We start from the raw sequence: 22,578 nt of genomic DNA on the forward strand, positions 1-22,578 counted from the left end.
AAGTGGCTCTTCGTCATTTTCTATGGATAAGATGATTTTCAATTCAAGATCACGTTGGTTATGATAAAGCTATTCACACAAAACAACGAAGAGCTGGCAAAGTTGAGAATGGTTTGAACAAAGTTACAAAATGTTGAGATAATAATATTATTTTGAAATAAAGTTGAGAAAAAAAAGCCATGAGAATAGTTTGTGAGCGGGTTTGGGGAGTTGGGGGGAATAGTTGGGGAATAGTTGGGGGATATGGGTTTGGGGTTATACTATGGAAAAGAGACCCGCTCACTATGCATGAGTAATATTACATACTATAAATACCTTCCTATATAATTCATCACAATATATAATTACAGTTTTATAGTTACTATATTCTCAAAATGTTCTTAAAAATAATATTTTTCTGGAACACGTGCAGTCAGATAATGGATTAATAACACTGGAATAAGAACGGATAAGAAAGGATGACACTCATTTGAGTATCAGCTAACCTTTGTAGATATATAATAAGTTGTGGGCAATTAACAATGCTTTTTGAATAAGTAGTGCATAGATTCTAATATAAATTCCTAAACTAATTATATTAATCATTCAATAAATTGCCTTATGCCTTGTGTAAGCCGTCGCCCCAAATTATCATTCATTCAAAAAATTTAGATTGTCTTATCAAGCTCAACCATTCTAGAAATCAAGCAGCAAGCATTGTTGAAAGATCTTAAATCATACTTTTAAGCTATCATGGAAAAAACGACACTAAGATATCCAGAAAGTTAAAAGTAGATTACAAAACTGTAAGATAATGGATCAAAGGGGTTTTAAATTTAGGGGTTAAAGAAGGCTTAATAGATAAATCCAGAAGTGGAAGGCCTCAAAACATTAGTCCCAAATCACGGGCTGTTGTAATGTCATTTGCATGTATGAAGCTAATAAATCTTGGTTATCCTAATGAAATCTGGACGTAGAGACTTCTTGCCAAACATATCCTTAAGAACATATCCTTAAGAATTGTATCATAGAAGGACATTCTGATTTATCTTCGATAAATCAGGGGACAATTTCAAAAATTCTCAATGCAAGTAACATAAAACCACATAAGATCAGATTTTATATTGTTAAAGTTGATCCGGAGTTTGATCAAAAAGCAGCCAGGGTATTAGTTACATATAAAAGAAGCTAATGAATTAAGTGATAATATCTAAAAAAAAGAAGTTGAATCAGTGATTATTTCCTACGATGAAAAAAATATCTAAATTTTGATGGATTATCACAAAATACATACATCAATAGAAACTCGAGAATACCTGAAAACTGTTCCTGATAAATTTGAATTTGTATTCACACCCAAATATGCTTCATGGCTAAATATAATTGAAAGTTTTTTCAGTAAAATGACAAGAAGCATATTGAGAGGAATAAAAGTTGACTCAATAAAGGAGTTAGGGGGACGAATTGATCTATATATCGACCATGTTAACGAAAAGCCAGTCATTTTTACATGGAAATATAATATGGAAAAAAGGGCTGAAATGCCTGGTGGAATTATAATTTAAAAGAAAGGGGAATTAAAAAGAAAGAGGGATTAAAAAGAAAGAGAGATTAAAAAGAAAGAGGAATTAATTAGGAATTGATGCAGTAGTAATAAAATTAGTGTGAGATTTTAATAGAATTAGTATGAGCGGGTTGGGGAGTATGAATTGGGGTGTTGGGGTGTTGGGGTTATCTTACAAAAGAGAGGCCCGCTCACACATTAGATCATGTTAATCTCGTATAAATATATTTTGCTTGTATTTATCCTGATTATAATAATTGTGAAAGAATGCCCGCAAATGGCAAGTATTTTCATACTTTTAGAGTAGTAAACTTTCTATTTCTTTTCAGTTGTTTTCAGTTCTCTATCCGAAAGATACAGGTGAAAGTATGTGTTATGTGAACTATCGCTAAACTAAAGATTCAGCGGCTTCCTGAGTCATCTTTCCTTCTTCTGAGGACAAGCCATACAGACTTTACCCCGCATACCACAGGTGAAATGGAATATGCCACAGGTGAAATAGGGTATATGAGCGTGAGGTTACTTGAGATGCTTAGAATTTCCGGTCTTCTCCGGCTTAATGTTCCCGATCTCTTCAGGTATGCGATACTCTGTTATCCAACTTCCTTAGCTTGGTTTTCGCATTTTGGGTTGTGGTGACAGTATCTACTATTAAATTAACTTAATACAAAAAATAGTTTAGCAGAATCAACAATTGAAAAATATATGAAAGCTGACGCTTATATCCCGCGGAACTAAAAACTTTGGGGTTTTACGCTTCTTCCTATAAAAACCATCAGTATCAATAATATTTTAAAAAATTCTCCGAACAAAAGACATATATATAACTAGTGACATGTTGGATTTGCATTTCAAGCAATTGCTTGTAAAACAATTATATGGTAAATATGACTTATATGTGACTAATAACAAACTGGGCTCGTGGTCTAGTCGGTCATGACATCGCCTTTACACGGCGGGGATCCTGAGTTCGAATCTCAGCGGGCCCACTAATCTTTTTTGAGTTTAACCAGCGTTTAAAACTGAGTAGTTTTTTTATCTAGAAGCAATCCATATATGTATTATTGTGTATCATTGTGTATCATTGTGTATCAAGTGCAGGTTAAATTTTCCTTTTAAAACTTAATACTTTATATAATACTGATATTGTTATATAGAAAGGGGAACGATAAAGACTTAGAATCTTTGTTACCTACAAAAAGATACGCTTTAATATATTTTGAAAGCGTTGATCTTACAAAGATTATTTCAATCTACAGTGGGGGAGGAGTAAGTATTGAAAAGAAGAAGCAGGACAGATATAGCAGTAGATATTTTAAGAGTGGCGATGAACGGGGCAAAGAAAACACATATCGTTTATGAGGTAAATCTTAACTTTAACATTGCTCAGAAGTATCTGGAAATGTTGAAAGAGAAAGAGCTTATAAGGCACGAAAACGGTATTTTCATCACGACTGATAAAGGAAAAGTTTTTCAGGAAATGGCTAAAGAACTTAAACTCTAATAATTTTCCTTTTTTCATTTTAGATGTTTCTATTTTGTTTTCATCTACTCTCTTTGCATTTCTCTTTGCATTTTCTATTTTTTCGGGCTTTCCATTTTTTTATTTTCATTAAACTCATAGTGAAATTTAGTTAAGCAATAATCTTTCTGAATATTTATGCGCTCCCGTATATATAACGGTATTTAGAAACATATCTATTATGGCGATAAAGGCTCTTTTTTTGAATTGCACACTGAAAAAATCACCTCAGATATCGAACACCCGGGCTCTTATTGACAAGGCTATGATTATTTTTAGAGACCTTGGTGTTGAGAGTGAGGTCATAAGGGCGGTTGACTACAATATAGCTTTCGGGGTTTCCTCAGATGAAGGGAATGAAGACGAATGGCCCTTTATACTTGAAAAAATAAAAACCTGCGATATCCTGATAATAGCTTCTCCTATCTGGTTCGGCGTCCGCTCTTCGGTGGCCCAGATGGTCCTCGAAAGGCTGGACGGGACGTATATGGAAGGGAATCCCGTAACAGGCCAGTATCCTCTTTATGGGAAGGTAGCAGGGGTTATAGTCACCGGCAATGAAGATGGAGCACACAATGTTGCTGCAACCACGCTCTTCAACCTGACCCATCTCGGATGTACTGTGCCTCCCAATGTTGACTGTTACTGGGTTGGTGATGCAGGTCCGGGACCCAGTTACATCGAAGCCGGAGGGGAAAAGCACCTTTATACGAATCGGACAGTCAGATACATGGCACATAATCTTGTGTACTTCGCAAAGCTTCTCAAAGAAAACCCTATCCCTACAAACTTAAAAAAGCTTGATGGAGAGGCAAAGAGAGTAAGTGAGTAAAGCCAAACAAGCCCGACAAGCCACATATTGCTTTTATTTTTTCAAAAAGCTGTATACTTTTACAGAGGGGACTATTTTACTGATGGAGATGGAGATGGAGGGTGTCATTTGATTGAGGGGGATAAATCGATTGTAAAACTTAAGGTTGCAGAAGCCGATCAACGGGATGTCGGAAAAGGAATTGTCCGAATTGATGAAATATTCAGGGAGAAACTAGGTCTGAAACCCTTTGATGTTGTGGAAATCAAAGGCGGAAAATCAACTTCTGCACTTATAGGACGTCCTTATCCCAGTGATTCCGGGCTTGATATTGTCCGCATGGACGGGCTTATCCGTACCAATGCAAAGACCAGTATAGGGGAATATGTGGAGATCTGGAAAGCCGAATGGAAAGAAGCAAAGCAAGTGACCCTGTCTCCCGTTACAAAGGGCATGCAGATCTATGCTCCCAGTGAGACGCTCAGTGCGGTCTTCATGAACCGTACGGTTTCAAAAGGGGACTTTATCTCCACCACTAGCTTAAGGAAGTCCAGGGAGAGAGACAGTTCTAGCAAGGGGCTCATGTTCGATGACTTTTTCCAGGACTTTTTCGGGCAGGGTTTTGGCCCCTCCTTCGGGCTTGGGGAAATTAAGCTGCAGGTTGTTTCTACCTCCCCGTCGGGGATCGTAAAGATCACGGACATGACCGAAATTGAACTCCTCCCCAAAGCCGTGGAAATTCCTCCGGAACAGACTATTCCTACCGTTATGTACGAAGATCTGGGCGGGCTCAAGGATGCCATTACAAAAGTCAGGGAAATGATAGAACTCCCTCTGAAACACCCTGAACTTTTTGACCGGCTTGGGATTGACGCCCCGAAAGGGGTGCTGCTTCATGGGCCTCCCGGGACAGGCAAGACCATGCTTGCAAAGGCGGTTGCAAATGAGTCTGATGCCTATTTCATTTCCATCAACGGTCCGGAAATTATGTCCAAATACTATGGGGAATCTGAAAAAGCGATCCGTGATATCTTCGATGATGCCGAAAAGAATGCCCCTGCAATCATCTTTCTGGACGAGATCGATTCCATTGCCCCAAAAAGAGCGGAGGTCACAGGAGAAGTAGAGAGAAGGGTGGTCGCCCAGCTCCTTTCCCTTATGGACGGCTTAAAAAGCCGCAAGAACGTGATCGTGATAGGTGCAACAAACCGCCCCGAAGCCCTGGATCTTGCACTGCGCCGCCCGGGCCGATTTGACAGGGAAATAGAACTCCGGGTTCCAGATACAGAAGGAAGGCTTGAGATTTTCCAGATCCATACCAGGGGGATGCCTCTTACCGAGGACGTAAACCTCAGGGACCTTTCCCAGATTACCTATGGGTTTGTGGGGGCTGACATTGCGGCTCTCTGCCGGGAAGCTGCTATGAGTGCTCTTCGGCGTATCCTTCCGAAGCTCAACCTGAAAGAACCCCAGATCCCAGCAGAAATCCTGGATGCCCTGCAGGTTACAAGAGAAGACTTCGAAGAGGCCATGAAAGAAGTCCAGCCCTCAGCCGTCCGGGAAATCCTTATTGAGATCCCCAATGTCAGCTGGGACGATGTGGGCGGTCTGGAAGATGTAAAGTGCCTCCTGAAAGAAACCGTGGAATGGCCGCTTAAAAACCCCGAGTCTTACCGGGACATAGGAGTTGAAGCTCCAAAAGGTGTGCTTCTCTACGGTCCTCCTGGTACTGGAAAGACTCTTCTTGCAAAAGCCATTGCCCATGAATCCGACGCCAACTTCATCACAGCCAAAGGAAGTGACCTCCTCTCCAAGTGGTACGGGGAGTCAGAAAAAAGGATTGCTGAGGTCTTCATGCGGGCAAGGCAGGTTGCTCCTTCCATTGTATTTCTGGATGAACTTGACTCTCTTGCCCCCATCCGTGGGATCTCTGCAGGGGAGCCGCAGGTTACGGCCCGGATCCTTAATCAGCTCCTTTCCGAAATGGACGGACTCGAAGAGCTCCGGGGTGTTGTGGTGATTGGCGCAACTAACCGCCCTGACATCATTGATCCGGCTCTGATACGGCCAGGGCGCTTTGATGAGCTTATTCTGGTGCCTATCCCGGATAAAGGGGCCAGGAGAGAAATCCTCAAGGTCCACATAAAGAAAATGGCTCTTGCGGAGGATGTGAATATTGAGGAACTTGTTGACCTGACTGACCAGTATACAGGTGCAGATCTCGCAGCCATATGCAAAAAGGCAGGGAGGTATGCCCTGCGCGAAGAACTCCATGCAAAAAAGGTCAAACAGAAACATTTTCTTAAAGCGATTGAAGAGACAGGACCTTCAGTTACCCCGGATACCATGAAATATTATGAAGCTATTAAAGGCGAACTGAGGACCAAGAAGTCCAAGGAAATAGAAAACCCCTCTTATATTTAAAACCCCTTTTATATTTAATAATGAAAATATAAATTATTTTTTCTTTTTTTCGTTTTTATTTTTTTTTGTGTTTTTAATTTTTAATTTTTTTGTACTGTATCTGCATTGATCAATGTTTAAAGTTAACTATTTTTAGATTTTATTCTTTGTTGGAAAAATATTTTGCAGGTTATTTCTAATTGGGATTTCGTGTTCTTGAAAGCAATTTATATATCTACCTTTCAAATAATGTTAACCAATGACATTAAATATCATAATTACTATCGGTAATATATATGCAGCTTCCAACACCCGAAGATCTTAAAAAAAGACGGAATGAACTAGGGCTTACCCAGAGCGATCTGGCTAAAAGGGCAGGTGTAAGTCAGCCCCTTATAGCCCGTATCGAATCGGGAGATGTAGACCCCAGACTTTCGACGGTCAGGAAAATCCTTGATGCTTTTGAGGAGGCTGAGAAGGAGCAGCAGATCATCATAAGGGACCTGATGCACTCCCCTGCCATTCATGTTTCTCCTGAAGACTCGGTAGAAGAGGTGGTAAACCTTATGCACATTCATGGTTTTTCACAGATTCCCGTGCTTGATAGGGGCATTCCGGTTGGAAGTGTTTCGGAAGATATGATCGTAAAACTGATGGGTGAGAACAAGAAAAAATCCATATCTCAGTTGAAAGTTTCAGGTATAATGGGGGAGTCGTTCCCAACAGTAGCTCCCGGAATATCAATCTCAGTAGTTTCGCATATACTGGAAGGAAACCCTGCCATACTTGTTGTAGAAAAAGGAACAGTCATAGGCGTTGTAACGAAACATGACGTGATGAAGCTCCTTCAGGACCAATAACCTGAACCTTTTTTCCTTAATGCCGAAATCTGAGACTGAACATGGAAAGCACATGAATTATATACTAGGATTCAATTAAACCTGAATCCTTATTGTAAATCATAGGGTTTACATAAATTACCTTAATAAAAGAAAAAGGAACAGTCATAGACATTGTAACGAAACATGACGTGATGAAACTCCTTCAGGACAAATTACCTGAACCCTTTTTCCTTAAATGTCAAAATCTGAGACTGAACATGGAAAGCACATGAATTATATACTAGGATTCAATTAAACCTGAATCCTTATTGAAAATCATAGGGTTTACATAAATTACCTTAATAAATTAAAATGAAACCGATTAAATCTTTGAAAATGTGTGGAGTATAAACATACATGGATCTGGAAGATACCCTTCTCATGATGCCTGGCCCCGTACCTGTTGCACCCAGAGTCCTCAGAGCAATGTCAAAACCGATGATCAATCACCGGAGTGCTGAATTTGCCGAAATTTATACCGATTGCAGGGGAATTCTTGCAGATGTTTTTCAGACAAAAAATGATATATTTTTGCTCAGCGGTTCTGGGACTGCTGGAATGGAAGCCGCAGTCGGGTCTGTGGCTGGAAGAGGGGATAAAGTTATCTCTATAGAGAACGGAAAGTTCGGAGAGCGCTTCAAAGACCTTGCAACTCTCTATGCTGAAGTGGTGCCCCTGGAGTTTGGATGGGGGCTTCCTGTTGATCTTGAACAGGTAAAAGAAAAGCTCGAGGAAGGAGCAAAAGCCATTACCCTTGTTCACAACGAGACCTCTGCAGGTATCATGAATCCTGCTGCAGAAATTGGCAAACTTGCAAAAAAACACGATGCTCTTTTTATTATGGACGGCGTAACCTCCCTTGGAGGAGATGAAGTCAAAGTCGATGAATGGGGTGTTGACATTGCAATAGTGGGTTCACAAGAATGCCTTGCAGCTCCGCCAGGAATGGCAGCTGTATCCGTAAGCGAAAAAGCCTTTGAGGCCATAAACGGCATGAAGAAGGGGCCTTACTATAATGACCTTAAGGCATATAAAAAGAGCGGGGATAAACCCAGACCGGAAACACCTTACACTCCTGCTATTCCTCTATTTTATGCATTTCAGGAAGCCCTCCACATCGTTAAAGAAGAGGGCATGGATGCAAGGATCAGAAGGCACAGGGTTTTTTCCGAAGCAGTAAGGGCAGCAGCTGGCGCAATGAACATAGAAATTTTCCCTCAGCTTAACGAGTACAGCCAGTATTCCAATACCATAACTGCAATGAAATCTCCTGCAGGGATTGATGGGGAAAACATTAAAAACGATATGAAGAAAAGGAGAGTAATTATAGCTGGCGGGCAGGAACGCCTGAAGAGCAAGATTTTCAGGATTGGAAGTATGGGGAATGTAACTGCAAGAGATGTGTTCTCCACTATCCAGCAGCTGGAAATCGTGCTGAAGAAGCGGGGTTACATTGACAACGTGGGAGCAGGCACGGAAGCTGCAACACGTGTTATTGACAGGTCATGAGGGGATTTCAAAAAATCTTCATAACCAAAGTTTATAAATGTTTCAGGAAAACCAGAAGAATATTAACCTTTAAATTCCGATTGGATTCACATGCCCACAATAGGAATTGCAGATACCACGTTTGCGCGCTATAATATGGGGCGTGCAGCAATCGATGAGATACAGAAAAATGTATCCGTACAGATTAAAAGGATAACCGTGCCCGGGATAAAGGACCTTCCGGTAGCAGCCAAAAAACTGATCGAAGAAGAAGGCTGCGATATCGTAATGGCTCTTGGAATGCCCGGTGCTCAGCAAAAAGACAAAATGTGCGCTCATGAAGCTTCTCAGGGCCTTATCATGGCCCAGCTTATGACCAACACCCATATTATCGAGGTCTTTGTCCACGAGGACGAAGGAAAAGATGAGAAAGAACTTGCTTTTCTCATGGACAGACGGACTCGGGAACACGCCCTAAACGTGATAAAGCTGCTCTTTAAGCCGGAAAAACTGGTTAGGGAAGCCGGTACCGGTCAGAGGCAGGGTTTTGAGGACGCAGGTCCTTTGAGAATGTGAAGTGACTTTAAGTTAAAAACAATACTGGAGACCTTACCAAATGACTATCAGCCTAGGATTTGTTGTAGCTGAATTTAACAGGGATCTGACCTACCAGATGGAGCTGCTTGGAAGAGAGCATGCAGAATTCCTGGGGGCAACAGTTAAAGAGACCATTCTTGTACCCGGGGTCTTTGACATGCCTCTTGCAATCAAGAAGCTTTGCCAGAGAGAAGACATTGATGCAGTGGTAACCATTGGGTCGGTAATCGAAGGTGAGACCGACCACGATCAGGTGGTTATGCAGCATGCCGCAAGGAAGATCATGGATCTTTCCCTTGAGTTCGACAAGCCAGTAGCTCTCGGAATTCCGGGTCCGGGTATGACCAGGATGGCTGCTCATGAACGTGTCGACTATGCTAAAAGAGCAGTCGAAGCTGCAGTAAAGCTGGTGCGGCGGCTGTGAAGCTCCTTGAAGCTTCAATAAGCTAGTAAAAATGTAACAAACCAGGACCATCCCTATGACATCCGCAAGGCTCAAGCGTGTAGAAGAATCTGCAACGATCAGAATCTCTAACATCGCGACCAGAATGATAAAAGAGGGTACGGACGTAATCAATTTCAGCCTTGGCGAACCTGATTTCGACACCCCTAAAAACATCTGCGATGCTGCATCAAAGGCTATGTATGAGGGAAAAACCCACTACGCCCCTTCTGGAGGTGTTCCCGAGCTAAGGGCAGCCATTGCCGAAAAACTGAGGACTGAAAATCGTCTGGATGTGACTGAAAAAGATGTTCTGGTCACCCCGGGCGCAAAGCAGGGGATTTTCGAAATAATGATGGGAGCCCTCGACGACGGGGATCAGGCCCTCCTCTTTGACCCGGCCTGGGTAACTTATGACGCCTGCATCCGTTTTGCAGGAGCAGATACGGTCTGGGTACCCACAGTCCCTGAAAAAGGTTTCCTGCCTGATAATTTCGCCGATTACATAAACGATAAAACAAAGCTCATTGTTGTAAACAGCCCTGGAAATCCGACAGGCGGAGTATTCGGAAAAAAGACTCTACAGTGCATTGCCGACCTCGCAATTGACCACGACCTTCTGGTAGTTTCAGATGAGATCTATGAGAAAATCATCTATGACCGGGAACATATCAGTATTGGCAGTTTTGACGGGATGCAGGAGAGAACCATCACTGTAAATGGTTTTTCCAAGGCATACGCAATGACTGGCTGGAGGCTTGGATACCTTACCGCTCCCCCTGAGATCTTTAAGCTTCTACAGAAAATCCAGTCCCACTCCGTAAGCAGCGCCACCACCTTTGTTCAGTACGGCGGGCTCGAAGCCCTTCAGGGCCCTCAGGATGGGGTTAAGGCAATGGTTGACCGCTTTAAAATGCGCAGAGATATCCTCATCGACGGGTTGAATAAAATAGGGCTTGATTGCAAGAAGCCAGACGGGGCCTTTTATGCCTTTGCCAATGTGAGCGAGTATGGAAACGGGACCAGGGTTGCTGAAAGGCTCCTGAAGGAAGCTCATGTGGCAGTGACCCCGGGAATTGCTTTCGGGTATTCCGGAGAGGACTTTATCAGGATTTCCTATGCAACATCCGTTGATAGAATCCGGGAAGCTCTTGACAGGCTTGAAAAAGTATTTGCATAAAATACTATTCCGAAGCGATCTTTTTAAAAAGAGGTCAAAAAAGTATTTTCTTAATATAAATACGGTAGAGGTGAGTTTACCCATATCGTTTAATGACCTCTTTTATGATTGCGCCGGTACTGCAGAGGGGGCACTCCTTTGAAAATGGAACCCTAACTACTTTTGCAGGGAGCCCTCTTTTAGTAAGTTCTTTTTCCAGAGTCTCAATTTCAAAATACTGATCGTAACCCAGGGCAATGATGTCCGGTTTTATTACTTTAAGGGGTTCGAAAATGTCTATTTCACTGCCAAGAAGGGCTTTGTCTACCGTTCCAAGTGCGTTTACCATTTCAAGCCGCTGCTCCTCGGGAACTATTGGTTTTGGCTTATGAGTCACATTGGAATCCCTGGCAATAATGACGAAGAGCTCATCTCCAAGAGCTCGCGCCTGGGCCAGGAAATAAACATGTCCCGGATGCAGAATGTCAAAAGTTCCGGTAGCAAGTACACGCGTCAATAAATCACCTGGTCTCGGGTAATATCCTGTAAGCATAAGAAACTTACTGAAAAGAACCCCACTCCCTGACTTCTTAAAATTCCATGTGGCAGGACAGTATTCAACCTGTGTATTCTGTTAACAATTATTGCCAACTTAAGAAATAACCTTTGTGGAAACATGCTCTAAATTATCGCAAGTAATATATATGGTTCATAAATATGATTATAGGTCATTGATATGAAGCTCTGACAGCGGAAGTCTTAAAATAAATTATGCAAAGCCAGAAATTTTCCCTCTTCCGGAAGTGGCTGTTAACCTCGGGATTATCACAAGTAATATATAATTCTGGCAAAAATTACCATTTAGATAAATTTATGATAAGAGGAAACCCGCATGATTAAAAAATCGGTTCATGAGATAAATAAAAAAATTGAAGATGGAAGCGTCAATGTAGTCACAGCCGAGGAAATGGTCGGGATTGTTGAAAACCTTGGTGTGGAAGGTGCTGCAAGAGAAGTAGATGTGGTAACTACAGGCACTTTTGGAGCCATGTGCTCTTCAGGTTTGATGCTTAATCTGGGTCATTCGGAACCCCCAATTAAAATTCAAAAATTATGGTTCAATAATGTTGAGGCATACAGCGGGCTTGCTGCTGTTGACGCTTACCTTGGAGCTGCCCAGACATCGGACACAAGGGGGATGCAGTATGGTGGGGCACATGTTATTGAAGACCTGCTGAGAGGAAAAGAAATTAATGTGCATGCAACCTCCTATGGGACAGATTGCTATCCCAGGAAAGTGCTTGATACAGCAATTACCCTTGAAGACTTAAACGAAGCTGTCCTCCTCAACCCCAGAAACGCCTACCAGAAATATGCGGCTGCAACAAACAGTTCAAAAAGGATTCTGAATACTTATATGGGAGAGCTTCTACCCAACTTCGGAAACGTAACCTATTCCGGAGCTGGAGTGTTGTCTCCTCTCTCAAATGATCCTGGCTATGAGACTATAGGGACAGGCACAAGGATTTTTATGGGTGGAGCCCAGGGCTATATTATCGGAAACGGGACCCAGCACTCTCCCTCCAGTGGTTTTGGGACTCTCATGCTTAAAGGGAACCTGAAAGAGATGAACCCCGATTACTTAAGGGCTGCTTCTTTTACGGGCTACGGAACAACCCTTTACATGGGAATTGGAATTCCGATCCCTATTCTTAATGAAAAACTCGCAGCTTCAACTGCAGTGCGTGATGAGGACATTATGACCGATATCCTCGATTATGCGGTGGGCAGTAGGGATAAGCCAGTGATCAAGCAGGTAAACTATGCCGAACTCAAGTCAGGCTCGGTGCAGATTGAAGAAAAGGATGTTCTAACCTCCTCCCTCTCAAGCTTCAAGAACGCAAGGAAGATTGCAAATGAACTTAAGGAATGGGTAAAGCACGGGAAATTCTTTGTCAGCATGCCTGTGGAAAAACTTTGCTGTGAAGGCTCAGCAAAATCCATGAAACAGACTCAGGCAGTACCTCTTGTAAAAGACGTCATGTCTGATTTTATTGTAACAATCAAAAAGGACCAGACGGTTCAGGACGCTGCAAAGAAGATATGGGAGAACTCCTTCAACCACCTTGCTGTGATTTCGGATACAGGTGAACTGTTAGGAATCCTTACCGCTTGGGATATCTCAAAAGCCGTCGCTGAAAACATATTTGACTCCGTTGAAAGCGTCATGACGAAAAAAGTCCTTACCTGTGCCCCAAACGAACCTGTGGATCTTGCAGCTCGCAGGTTGGACCGCTACGGGGTTTCTGCAATGCCCGTTATCGATGCACAGAGACGAGTCCTTGGAATAATCACCAGTGATAACATAAGCAAACTCCTTGCAAGGAGGTACTGAGCATGAAAATAAAGATCAGCATCCCTACAGAAAGGATCCATAATCCCATTATCTCCGAGTCCATTATCGATACAGGAATCATGCTTAATATCATGGTCGCTAATATTGACTCGACTTACGGAGAACTGATCGCAGACGTGAATGATTCCAGGTTCAACGGAATTAAAAAAGCTCTCGAGTCAAGAGGAGCAATAGTTGCAATTCTGGACCGTCCCATTCACAGGGATGAGGAAGAATGTGTTGACTGCGGAGCCTGTATCTCCGTCTGCCCGATGAATGTTTACTCTTTTGATGAGACCTGGAGCCTCTGCGTGGACGAAAAGAAGTGTATCCAGTGCGGCATGTGTATCAAGATGTGCCCGCACGGGGCTTTAAAACTTGGAGAATGAAGGAAAACCGAGCCGCAGATTTTTCTTTCTTTTTCCCTTCTTTTCTCTTCTCTTCTTTTCCTATCTTTTCCCTTTTTACCTTACATTTTCTTTCTTTACATTATATTTCCCCCTTTCCCGGTACTTCAGTGGTTACTGATCAATGATTTGATCTATTTCGGCACCCGGATCTGGAAGTTTTCAGTTCTCTCTTCCTGCACCACACAGGGTCTGAACCCGTCCGCCAGCCAGAAAAAAGCGTCCGACAAAACGACACCGCAATTAAGAGAAACAATACATTGGAGAAATATTCCAGGGCTGAGAGAATTTATCCTTAACATCGAAAACCGGTATTTAATTCACAGGTAAATATAAGCGCCTCCGCCAGCTTGTCTGGCGGCCCTGGAAAAAAAGACCGAAAACAGAAGAAAAAAAAGATTAAAAAACGACATATCAAAGAATCTTTTTCAGATAAAACTTAATTCTGCTCCGTTTGGTATACTTACAGGTTTTTTGTTGCTTTCCTATGCTAGTTTTGTTGATTTTTTTGTTGATCTCTTATAGGCTTCCCCGGTCATTTTTATCTATTAGTTTCTTACAACGTTTTCAGTAGTTTTCACTTTCAGGCTCTTATTTTCTCATCTTATTTTGTCTGAAAGCCGCTCTCCTGCGTCGAGCGTGACAAAAATGGTTCTGTAGAACGGTCATAAGAGAGTATAGGTGTGGATACTGATTTCTACTATGAAACTCCCATTATTTATAGATTGAAACAAATAATTATAATGTATAGTAAGACGATTACAGGTGAAAGTCATCTGCTGTCTGAATTGTATGCTTTCTAAAGCACCTTCTATCAACTGCATTTTAAAAGCATATAAGCAATTCCCGCAAAAACAGATTCTTTCTCTGTATTTTTCATTCGGAGAGGCAAAACAGGCAGGGAAATCATTACAAAGCAAAGAAAATGAATTTGCATAGTGACTTTGGAATCCTTGAAAAAGGAGGAGCAAAAATATGAGAATCCTCGTACTTTATACAGGCGAACTCGGAAAAAAAGTTATCCAGAATCTGATAAATTCATCAAATTTCTGTGTGTCGTGCGGTGAGCTCTGCAATCACTGCCGTCAGGCAAGGAAATCTTATGCAAACCTGATTGTGGGAATTCATGAGTTTCCGGAAGACCTGCCTCCATTTATTGAAGAGCCCTCACAATTCCTGCCTCCAAAGCTGCCAGAATGTGATCTGATCCTTGCTATAGGGATCCACCCAGATCTCCTTGCAGCCATTCCCGAAGTCGTGAAGAACACAGGTGCAAAAGCCGTAATTGCACCCGTTGAAGACTCAAAGAAGACTCCTGCTGGCGTCCTTGAGCAGCTCAGAAAAGAACTCGAAACCACAGGTATTGAATTCGAGGCTCCAAAACCCTTCTGTGCCCTTGAAAAGACTGGAAAGCCAATCATAGATGCTTTCGTGGACCTTGGCTTCGGAAGACCGGTGCTCAGGGTCGAGATGAGCCCTGACGGGAAAATGTTCATAGGAGCAGGTGTAATCCGGGATGCCCCCTGCGGCTCAACCTGGTTTGTCGCAAAGAAGCTCGGCTGGACCGATCTATCGGAATACAAAGAAACCATCTCAGGAGCTCACCATTCCTACCCCTGTACCGGAAGCATGGACAAAGACCCTCAGATTGGGGATACTATCCTGCACAAAGCTGGATATATCATCAGGGAGGCTGTGGAAGACGCAATGGAATGTTCTAAAAAGGAAAAGTCCCGGTTTTCGGTAGCTTCCGGGGATGAAGGCCAGGCAATAACTTCTGAAAATTGAGTTCCTGAAAGAATTACTCCCAAAAAAGGAAGGAAAATCTTCCAAAAAAGGGCTTATTTTCAGGTCTGGGTCTGGAAATAAACCTCTTCATAGGGCTGAATTACTACAAATCCCTCTCCCTTAAAAGCCATCTGGACGGATTCTCCGCTGCTTCTTCCTACGAAGGTTTTGAGGGAAACATCGGTTTTTATCTCCGGTTCCAGGTCTCCTGACCAGGCAACAGTGGCGTTGGGGTCGGTAAAGACCGGATGTCCTGCGGTTACCCGCAGAGTCAGAGGGTCGTAGTGGGTGGTGATTGCTATCATCCCTGTCCCTTCCAGTTTTACGTTAAAAAGCCCTCCGGCCATCATGCCTGCAATTTTTTTCATCATTCTGATATCCCAGCTGATTGAGTCTTCGAATGCAAGGAGGTCGTTGCCATTTACGAAGATGGATTCGTTTTCAAGTTTCAGGACCGAGACCTTCTTGCCATCATCTGCAAGGTACAGTTTTCCCTAGCCTTCGGCTTTTGTCAGGCTTACTCCTTCTCCTGTCAGGGATTTTTTCACGAGCTTTCCAAGTCCGTGTTCCAGGACTCCTTCCCGGATAAACCTTATGTCTCCAGTGTATGCAACCATTGAGCCCCTTTTTGTCCAGACCATGCCGTTAAGATTTACCTCAAGCAAGCGGTCGCGTTCAAGTTCAAAAACCCCCTGTCCAAGGTCTTTTTCTCCTGTGTTTTTTATAAAGTCTTCTATCGAATAAAGTCCAGTTATTTCGCTGTCCATTGTGTCCCATCTCCGGTTATTTTTTTGTATTTAATCTGTTTCAAAGTTTAATTGTTTTCACTGGAATATAAATTAATACTCACATGCTCCTTATTGCCCCATAATTGTGTGGAGTTATGCATTTTCGGGAATTTTCTGTTACTTATATGAAGTATGCGTCACAATTAAAGAATATGAGATATCTTCAGTTATCTGTTTCAGTTTTTATTTCAGGAGGTAGACCATGAAACCAAAGATTGATTCCACAAGTTTTGGTTCTATAACTGTAGAAGGAGAGACTTTTGATTACGATATTCTCATCCGCCTCGACGGCAGGGTAGAAAATCGGGAAAAAATGCTTTCAAAAGAAAAATACGGGACTTCCCACAAAATATCTCTTGAAGAAGCAGAGCATATCTACGAGGAAGGGACTGAAAAAATCATCATCGGTACCGGACAGACCGGTTTTGTGCAACTTTCTGAGGAGGCGGAAGACTATTTCACGGGAAAGAAATGCGGGATCGAGCTTTTCCCGACTCCCTGGGCTGTTGAACGCTGGAATGAAATTGAAGGCAGAGTTTCTGCAATGTTCCATATAACCTGCTAAGAAGCAAAGACAGCTGGTTGACAGACAATTGACAGACAATTGACAGATAATTGACAGACAATTTATGTAAATGGGGCAGAGTTGATGAGGCAGAGCTGTCGGGATTTCTTCTTAAACAGCTCTGCTTTGCGGTTAACTCATGGAACTGTCTTTTTTCTGCATATTATCCATTTTTCTGCATTTTTCTATTTTATCCAGTTTTATTTATTCAAATTCTTTTATTCCAATCCTTTTGCCTTAATTTCCTTTACCTTTGTTTCCTTTATCTCTTGGTACATAAAAGATCAAAAAGGGCAGTGTCACAAATTTGCTGTAAATTCGAAGCCACGTTTTTGTGCAATCCCTTTGGCGGGCAGATTTAATGATGTCTGTCCGGGATTGGTAACCCAGGATTATATTGGTTAAATTGCATTCGGTATAAAATATATTAAATTAATTTTATAAGCAACTTATCGAAGGTAACTTATCGAAGGTAACTTATCGAAGGTAACTTATCGAAGGTAACTTATCGAAGATAGCTTTCTGGCCTGCCTTCTCACTCAGGAAGAGAATTACATAGAACAAACTTTAACATATGCTGAGACTAAAGGAGACTAAAGAAGTATACCTCAAAAAACAAATCAAAGGATTAACTTTACCAAATTATTTATCTTATTAGATTATTAATGGATTTAAGCGTTAAACCTGAAGGGTTAGACTCATAATAAGATTATTAATCTGTAGATTTATTGCCCCTTAGTCCTTTACCACACTATATACAGACCACAACAAATTCAGGAAGTTCTAAATTGAAGTGGATCAAAAAGCTCTTAGGAAAACAGGAAAGTTCCAGCGAGAAAACTGCTTCAAATGAAGTTGGTTTTGAGAAATTGCCCGCATGGTTGGAGGAGAATTCTCAAAAAATATCTTCCGATATAGAAAAGGATGTCTCAGGCTTTTTCAGAGAGCTTGAGGTTGCGATTTCTGAGCTTAAAGAAAGCAATTCCAGGCTTCTGGAAGCAAAAGTTGAGGGAAATTTTGACATAAGGGCTGTAAAACGGGCGAAAAGCAACCGGGAAAATGTAACAAAGCAGGTGGGAGTTTTCATAGATAAAGTCGGAGTTCTTGAGAGTACGGATTTCAGGGCCCTTAAAGTGTATCATGAATCAGCTGTGCAGAATCTGGACACCTGCCTTGAACATATGAGCCAGAGTTTCCGATACACAAGAGCGGTCTTTCCTCAAGAGTCAAAAGATGTAACTGAAAGCCTTGGAAAGTTGGGCAAGGTCCTTAATAAACTAAGGGAAACGATTAGGGGTTATAAACAGGAAATGGATGCTATTGAAGCAATTTCTACAGGTATGAATGGAATACAGGAGCTTTCTGCCTCAATAAAGGCTGAAAACCTGGAATTAGAATCTAAAAAACGAAAAATCCAGGCTTTAAGAGATGAAATTGCCAGAACAGGCCAGGCTCTTGAAGAGTTCAAAAAGGGAGAAGCCTGGCAAAATTTGCAGAACCTTCAGAGAGAAGTAGATATAGCAAGGGACAGGCTCAAAAAAGCCGAAACAGGCCTGAACTACCTTTTCCTTCCTTTATCAGGCAACCTTTCAAAGATAAAAAAACTCCATGAATGCAGTAGGTATACCTTAAAGCCAGAGGTAAAACAGCAGCTTGACACCTGCCTCGAATCCCCTGCAAATCTTGACCCTTCTTTTTTCCCGGCGCTTCAAAAGGTTTTTGAAGACCCTGCCCTTGATATACAGGCTCAGAAGAAAGAAAAAGCCCTGACACAGGTCAGATCTGCGTTTTCGGGCTTTGAAGAGAAGAAAAAAGAATATATCGAAGCTCAAAAGGCATTTGAAGCAAAAAAAGCCGAATTCTCAAGTTCAGATACTGGAAAACTTGCCGAACTTGAACATAAGGAAACAGAACTGCTGGCAAGAGCCCGCCTGCTTGAAGAAGAAGTCGAAAGTTCTGAAAAGAAACTGGCTGCTTTAAACGAAGAGCTAAGAAGTAAAGAAGTCGAACTTCAAGCCAGTGTGGCTGTAATTGACAGCAGTGTAAAAATTAATTTCCTGCCCTGAAATTACAGACTTCACTTCCTTTTAATCCACAGTGTGCCTGCGAGCAAAAGGGCGATACATATCACAAAATCGGGGGCTGGCATATCCCTGTTATCTTCGCTGTCTTCTTCTGTGGAGTTGTGAGGATTTTCGCGCGTGATCCGGATTTCCGGAGCTCCGTCCGGGCCTGTTTCAGGGGAGTTATTCTGCATGGCTGTATTGGAAGAAGACTGTAAAGATTCACTCTGCTGGCCGGCAACTGCAAAAGATTCAAACCCCGGAGTTTCGGATTCAAAATAGAAGAATGTCTCATCTTCTCCTGTAATCCCGGAAGAAAGTTCTGTCCAGTTTGAGGTAGAGTACCTGTAGAGAGAAACTGAAACCGGATCAATTCTATTTTCGGAAAGCCAGTCTTTTTCTACCCTGAAACTGATTTTAGGGCCCTGAATGTTTTCCGGGGATGCAAACCCACTGTTGCCAGCCCAGATATTGAAGTGTCTGTAAACCTCTCCTTCCGGCAGGCCTGAAACCAGAACTGATTGGTTTTTTAGCATTTCTACGGTGACTGTAACTTTTCCGGCGTTTTTCCTGGCATCAAATTCCACAGCTGTTACAGGGGTTGCGTTTCTGGTAAAACCAAACAGAATATGCCTTCCACTGGTAACAAAACTCTGCGCCAGTTCCTTGCTTTCAACATTACTTGCAGGTTCAGGGGAACCGCCAGTACCGCTTCCTCCACTTCCTTTACTTCCACTGTCTTCTGAAATCTTTACGTTCCCTCCCCCCGGACTGCCGCCCATGCTTACATTATTATCTTCATTTATGTCCTCAGGCGTGTCAGTCTCTTCTTCTACAGGATAGGGGTTCAGGTTCCAGCTGTGCTGCAGGGTTGAAGAACCGTTTGCGGCAATAACTGTCAGGGTATATTTGGCCGGGATAGGAGTGGAAGTTTTGCTCTCTGTTATCCTGCCTGCAAGTTCTTCAGTCCCAATTGAAAGAATCGCAGAAGAAGCAGATTCGTTTGTCTGCAACAGGACTCCGTTTAGCAACCAGCTGAAGGTGCAGTTTCTTGTAGATCGAATCCCAAATTCCAGGGTATCCCCGTCAATTGAAACTGAACCCCGGGCAGGAACTACATTCCCTACCTCAAAACCCCTGGAATATGCTGCCAATCTGGAAATAAGGGGCGAGGAGTCACTGCCATAAGGATTGTCTCCTATCCCACTGCCGTCTGTGTCCGGGCCCTTATAATCAGAGTAAAAGTTTCCAAATCGGCTCTCGTAAACCCCGCCATTATACAGGTAGCGTACCTCTGCAGCCGTGTTCCAGGTGTTTGAAAGTCCTGTTTCTCCTGAAGATCTTTCATTGATATTAATACTGTTCTCAAACTCGTTTTCAAGGATCCTGTTCTGGAAAGAGTCTGTTAACCTGAATCCCTCTGCATTATTCGAGATGTTGTTTCTTGTAAAGGTATTGTTAGATGACTCTTCGAGCAGGACTCCCGGACTACAGTTTGATACCTTATTGTTCGTAAGCATGCATGCAGCTGCACTTTCAAGATATACGCCAGTTCCTCCAGAGCCGCTTATGCCAAACCCGCTTATCTTTGCAGCATTTGCAGTTACATGAAAAACAGGTTCCTCGGGATTTTCAGCTTCGAGAACAGTGTCCTCGGGCTTTCCGGAAGCAGAGCTTATATTCAGATCCCAGGGTACATCCACGTTTTCCCTGTACGTTCCCGGATATACAAGAATGGAATCTCCAGGTCTGCTGTTGTTTATGGCATCCGAAATTGAGGCAAAATCCCCGCTTCCGTCTGTTTTCACAGTAAATGTGGAAGGATTTGCTGATGCCTGTTCATGCATTTTGAGGGCGTTTACAAGCCCGTATCCAAAAACAGTATCATATCCGGGTTCTCCGAGGTCGGTTGATGAAGTGTAAAGCAGCCTTCTTATGTCCATAGCCGACTTTTCCGGGGACGCACTCCAGACCAGCGCTGCAATGGCTGCAACATGAGGAGCAGAGGCGCTTGTACCGTAAAACTTTTCTGAAACCCCACCTGTACCTGTGACATTTACACCGTCAATCCCTGAGATATCTGTCTTAGGACGAATTTCCTGCGAAGGATAGTGGAGCGTAACCGGTCCAATGGAAGAGAAGTACTCTATATAATAATCTCCAGATTCCTCTGTCCCAACTGCTCCCACTGTAATCACTTCAGACAGGGCAGGGTGCCCGAAAATAGAGTCTTTGGAAACGATATTTGCAGCCTTGAGTTTTGTCCCTTTTCGGCAATAAATGTAGAGCTCGAGTTCCCTGGATTCCCCGGAGGTTTTTCGGACCTCGATAGAAGCGCTAAGGGCGTTTTTTCCACTATTTGTATACATTATATATTCAAGGGGCAGATTGTCCCCATCCTGATAAACTTTACTGGACGCAAGGGTCTCTAAAGTATTTCTGTCTTTAAGGTAAAGGTCATAGTTATTTCCCGAATGTTCCCACATGTCGTCCCACTGGAGAAAAACCCATACCTCTCCTGAGGGCTGGATCTCAAACTGCAGGTTCTCTACGTCTCCTTTTCCACTGCTGAAATCATGCCATCCACTCCCTTTGTCATAGAAAACCCCCTGGTAATGGCTGTTTCCGGAATTTCCAGCAGAGCTTACGTAAAGGATGTCGTGCTCTTTTACAACCTCTTTTACATGGTCTGCCACTATCCCGTCTTCAAAGAAAGGTTCAGCAAGCCAACCTATATCGTCACAGATAACAGTACACCCTTCGTTAACAAGGGCATCGACAGCCCCGTTGAATTCGAGCCTGTTGTTTCCGCAGTCGTGGAAATATAGTTCTGCCCCGGGAGCAATATCATGGATGATTTCAAGCATATTCGTGCCTTCATTTCCCCCGACCTTATTGCTCAGGACATGCACATCCGAAGAAATATCGCCCGTAGCCTGTGCGTCCTTAAGGCTGTCCACGCCGTCAGATATGATTCCAATTTTTATTCCTGTCCCGTTTATTCCGTAAAGTCCCCTGAGGCTGGAAGCGTTAAGAATCGAATCCCCTTTCGAAACCGTATTTCCCTGCCTGACAAAAGGAGGCAGGACAGTTTGAATATTCTTTACCTCAGAAAGGGCAGCCAGTGTCTCAAGGGATTCGAGCGGAACCCACGCTACTACAATATGATTTTCTTTGTCCCTGTCTTCAACCTCACAGTATCCGGCAAGTATGCTGCTATTTGCAAAAGGCTCAAGATAAACGTACACGTAAACTTTTTCATCCGGATAAGAAGAAGCTTTGCTGGCATTTTCCCCTGAACCCGCAGCAATTTCCGGGTTTTCTCCTGAAGGAACCGCCCTTCTCGAAACAGGCTCTGCCTGGCTCAACTGTCCCAGCTTAACCATACGGGCTCGCAGAGTTTCAGCCGACTCTTTCCCGGAAAGATAGCGCTCGTCACTCAGCTGCAGCAGGTCGCTTGAGAGCTTCTTCTGTGCAGGGCTTAAGGTCTCTCCGGATGAACTATCCTGCCATCCTGCATCTGTGGAAATACTGCTGTTTACACTGTCATTTTCAGCCTGGATGAATTCAACTGCCGAAGTTCTCTGCATGTCTGAAAAGCAGAATATCAGAGCCCCTGACAGAAAAACAGAGACCAGAAAGGCACTAACAAATAAACGCAACAATACTTTGCTCATAATGACCAGCGCATCAATTTTTTAAAATACCCGAAAAGCTCCCAGTAGC

16 protein-coding genes, 1 tRNA gene and 1 pseudogene are annotated in these 22,578 nt (G+C 42.8%); 15 read left to right on the forward strand and 3 right to left on the reverse strand.

What is annotated here, in order from left to right; all coding sequences use genetic code 11:
- The first annotated feature begins 1,250 nt into the window (after positions 1-1,250).
- The 10 genes from MSWH1_RS20745 (at position 1,251) to MSWH1_RS06310 (ending at position 10,867) form a co-directional block, all read left to right on the forward strand.
- Positions 1,251-1,544: a transposase gene (locus MSWH1_RS20745; protein ID WP_048127047.1), complete on the forward strand. Its 294-nt coding sequence runs from the start codon at positions 1,251-1,253 to the stop codon at positions 1,542-1,544.
- A 914-nt stretch (positions 1,545-2,458) separates the two neighbouring features.
- A tRNA-Val gene (locus tag MSWH1_RS06270) sits at positions 2,459-2,532 on the forward strand.
- A 287-nt stretch (positions 2,533-2,819) separates the two neighbouring features.
- On the forward strand, positions 2,820-3,047 hold the full coding sequence (locus MSWH1_RS06275) for a winged helix-turn-helix domain-containing protein (RefSeq protein WP_048127055.1): 228 nt from the start codon (positions 2,820-2,822) through the stop codon (positions 3,045-3,047).
- Positions 3,048-3,246: 199 nt separating this feature from the next.
- Complete coding sequence (locus MSWH1_RS06280; RefSeq protein WP_048127056.1) at positions 3,247-3,897, forward strand: flavodoxin family protein; 651 nt, start codon at positions 3,247-3,249, stop codon at positions 3,895-3,897.
- Positions 3,898-4,005: 108 nt separating this feature from the next.
- Positions 4,006-6,300: a CDC48 family AAA ATPase gene (locus MSWH1_RS06285; protein WP_048127061.1), complete on the forward strand. Its 2,295-nt coding sequence runs from the start codon at positions 4,006-4,008 to the stop codon at positions 6,298-6,300.
- Between the two features lie 275 nt (positions 6,301-6,575).
- Positions 6,576-7,139, forward strand: coding sequence for a CBS domain-containing protein (locus MSWH1_RS06290; protein ID WP_048127063.1), 564 nt, complete (start codon positions 6,576-6,578; stop codon positions 7,137-7,139).
- Between the two features lie 378 nt (positions 7,140-7,517).
- Entirely contained in the window at positions 7,518-8,669 is a 1,152-nt protein-coding gene (locus MSWH1_RS06295; RefSeq protein WP_048127064.1) for an alanine--glyoxylate aminotransferase family protein, read from the forward strand.
- Positions 8,670-8,759: 90 nt separating this feature from the next.
- The gene (gene ribC / locus MSWH1_RS06300; RefSeq protein WP_048127065.1) at positions 8,760-9,224 is read left to right on the forward strand and encodes a riboflavin synthase; all 465 of its coding nucleotides are present in this window, start codon (positions 8,760-8,762) and stop codon (positions 9,222-9,224) included.
- A 40-nt stretch (positions 9,225-9,264) separates the two neighbouring features.
- Positions 9,265-9,669: a 6,7-dimethyl-8-ribityllumazine synthase gene (gene ribH / locus MSWH1_RS06305; protein ID WP_048127066.1), complete on the forward strand. Its 405-nt coding sequence runs from the start codon at positions 9,265-9,267 to the stop codon at positions 9,667-9,669.
- A gap of 55 nt (positions 9,670-9,724) precedes the next feature.
- A complete protein-coding gene (locus MSWH1_RS06310) occupies positions 9,725-10,867 on the forward strand; it encodes a pyridoxal phosphate-dependent aminotransferase (protein ID WP_048127068.1) in 1,143 nt (380 codons plus the stop codon).
- Between the two features lie 76 nt (positions 10,868-10,943).
- Here MSWH1_RS06310 and MSWH1_RS06315 read toward each other — a convergent pair whose 3' ends face one another.
- Positions 10,944-11,399 carry an adenylyltransferase/cytidyltransferase family protein gene (locus MSWH1_RS06315; RefSeq protein ID WP_048127069.1) on the reverse strand — a complete coding sequence of 152 codons (456 nt, stop codon included), beginning with the start codon at positions 11,397-11,399 and terminating at the stop codon, positions 10,944-10,946.
- Positions 11,400-11,738: 339 nt separating this feature from the next.
- Here MSWH1_RS06315 and MSWH1_RS06320 point away from each other — a divergent pair, with 339 nt between their 5' ends.
- From MSWH1_RS06320 to MSWH1_RS06330, 3 genes are all read left to right on the forward strand, one after another.
- Positions 11,739-13,241 (forward strand): L-aspartate semialdehyde sulfurtransferase, encoded by a 1,503-nt coding sequence (locus tag MSWH1_RS06320; RefSeq protein ID WP_048127070.1) that lies wholly within the window; start codon positions 11,739-11,741, stop codon positions 13,239-13,241.
- Positions 13,242-13,243: 2 nt separating this feature from the next.
- Entirely contained in the window at positions 13,244-13,630 is a 387-nt protein-coding gene (locus tag MSWH1_RS06325; RefSeq protein ID WP_048127071.1) for a 4Fe-4S binding protein, read from the forward strand.
- Positions 13,631-14,623: 993 nt separating this feature from the next.
- Positions 14,624-15,436, forward strand: coding sequence for a DUF166 domain-containing protein (locus tag MSWH1_RS06330; RefSeq protein WP_048127074.1), 813 nt, complete (start codon positions 14,624-14,626; stop codon positions 15,434-15,436).
- 59 nt (positions 15,437-15,495) lie between these two features.
- Here MSWH1_RS06330 and MSWH1_RS06335 read toward each other — a convergent pair.
- Positions 15,496-16,203, reverse strand: a pseudogene (locus MSWH1_RS06335) (AIM24 family protein).
- A 223-nt stretch (positions 16,204-16,426) separates the two neighbouring features.
- Between MSWH1_RS06335 and MSWH1_RS06340 the strand changes: the two are divergent.
- Together MSWH1_RS06340 and MSWH1_RS06345 are read left to right on the forward strand one after the other, a co-directional pair.
- A complete protein-coding gene (locus MSWH1_RS06340; protein WP_048127076.1) occupies positions 16,427-16,789 on the forward strand; it encodes an Mth938-like domain-containing protein in 363 nt (120 codons plus the stop codon).
- A 788-nt stretch (positions 16,790-17,577) separates the two neighbouring features.
- A complete protein-coding gene (locus tag MSWH1_RS06345) occupies positions 17,578-18,855 on the forward strand; it encodes a hypothetical protein (RefSeq protein WP_048127078.1) in 1,278 nt (425 codons plus the stop codon).
- Positions 18,856-18,866: 11 nt separating this feature from the next.
- On the opposite strand, the gene MSWH1_RS06350 is transcribed toward MSWH1_RS06345, so the two are convergent.
- Positions 18,867-22,529, reverse strand: a complete 3,663-nt coding sequence (locus MSWH1_RS06350) for a PGF-pre-PGF domain-containing protein (RefSeq protein WP_231585621.1) — start codon at positions 22,527-22,529, stop codon at positions 18,867-18,869.
- Between the last annotated feature and the right edge of the window lie 49 nt (positions 22,530-22,578).

This window comes from Methanosarcina sp. WH1 (assembly GCF_000970005.1).
Classification (GTDB): Archaea; Halobacteriota; Methanosarcinia; order Methanosarcinales; family Methanosarcinaceae; genus Methanosarcina.

Excerpts from the sequence above, each read along its gene's own strand:
- MSWH1_RS20745 (WP_048127047.1), top strand. The coding sequence starts at position 1,251 with ATGGATTATCACAAAATACATACATCAATAGAAACTCGAGAATACCTG.
- MSWH1_RS06280 (WP_048127056.1), top strand. The coding sequence starts at position 3,247 with ATGGCGATAAAGGCTCTTTTTTTGAATTGCACACTGAAAAAATCACCT.
- MSWH1_RS06290 (WP_048127063.1), top strand. The coding sequence starts at position 6,576 with ATGCAGCTTCCAACACCCGAAGATCTTAAAAAAAGACGGAATGAACTA.
- MSWH1_RS06295 (WP_048127064.1), top strand. The coding sequence starts at position 7,518 with ATGGATCTGGAAGATACCCTTCTCATGATGCCTGGCCCCGTACCTGTT.
- ribC (WP_048127065.1), top strand. The coding sequence starts at position 8,760 with ATGCCCACAATAGGAATTGCAGATACCACGTTTGCGCGCTATAATATG.
- ribH (WP_048127066.1), top strand. The coding sequence starts at position 9,265 with ATGACTATCAGCCTAGGATTTGTTGTAGCTGAATTTAACAGGGATCTG.
- MSWH1_RS06310 (WP_048127068.1), top strand. The coding sequence starts at position 9,725 with ATGACATCCGCAAGGCTCAAGCGTGTAGAAGAATCTGCAACGATCAGA.
- MSWH1_RS06315 (WP_048127069.1), bottom strand. The coding sequence starts at position 11,399 with ATGCTTACAGGATATTACCCGAGACCAGGTGATTTATTGACGCGTGTA.
- MSWH1_RS06320 (WP_048127070.1), top strand. The coding sequence starts at position 11,739 with ATGATTAAAAAATCGGTTCATGAGATAAATAAAAAAATTGAAGATGGA.
- MSWH1_RS06325 (WP_048127071.1), top strand. The coding sequence starts at position 13,244 with ATGAAAATAAAGATCAGCATCCCTACAGAAAGGATCCATAATCCCATT.
- MSWH1_RS06330 (WP_048127074.1), top strand. The coding sequence starts at position 14,624 with ATGAGAATCCTCGTACTTTATACAGGCGAACTCGGAAAAAAAGTTATC.
- MSWH1_RS06340 (WP_048127076.1), top strand. The coding sequence starts at position 16,427 with ATGAAACCAAAGATTGATTCCACAAGTTTTGGTTCTATAACTGTAGAA.
- MSWH1_RS06350 (WP_231585621.1), bottom strand. The coding sequence starts at position 22,529 with ATGAGCAAAGTATTGTTGCGTTTATTTGTTAGTGCCTTTCTGGTCTCT.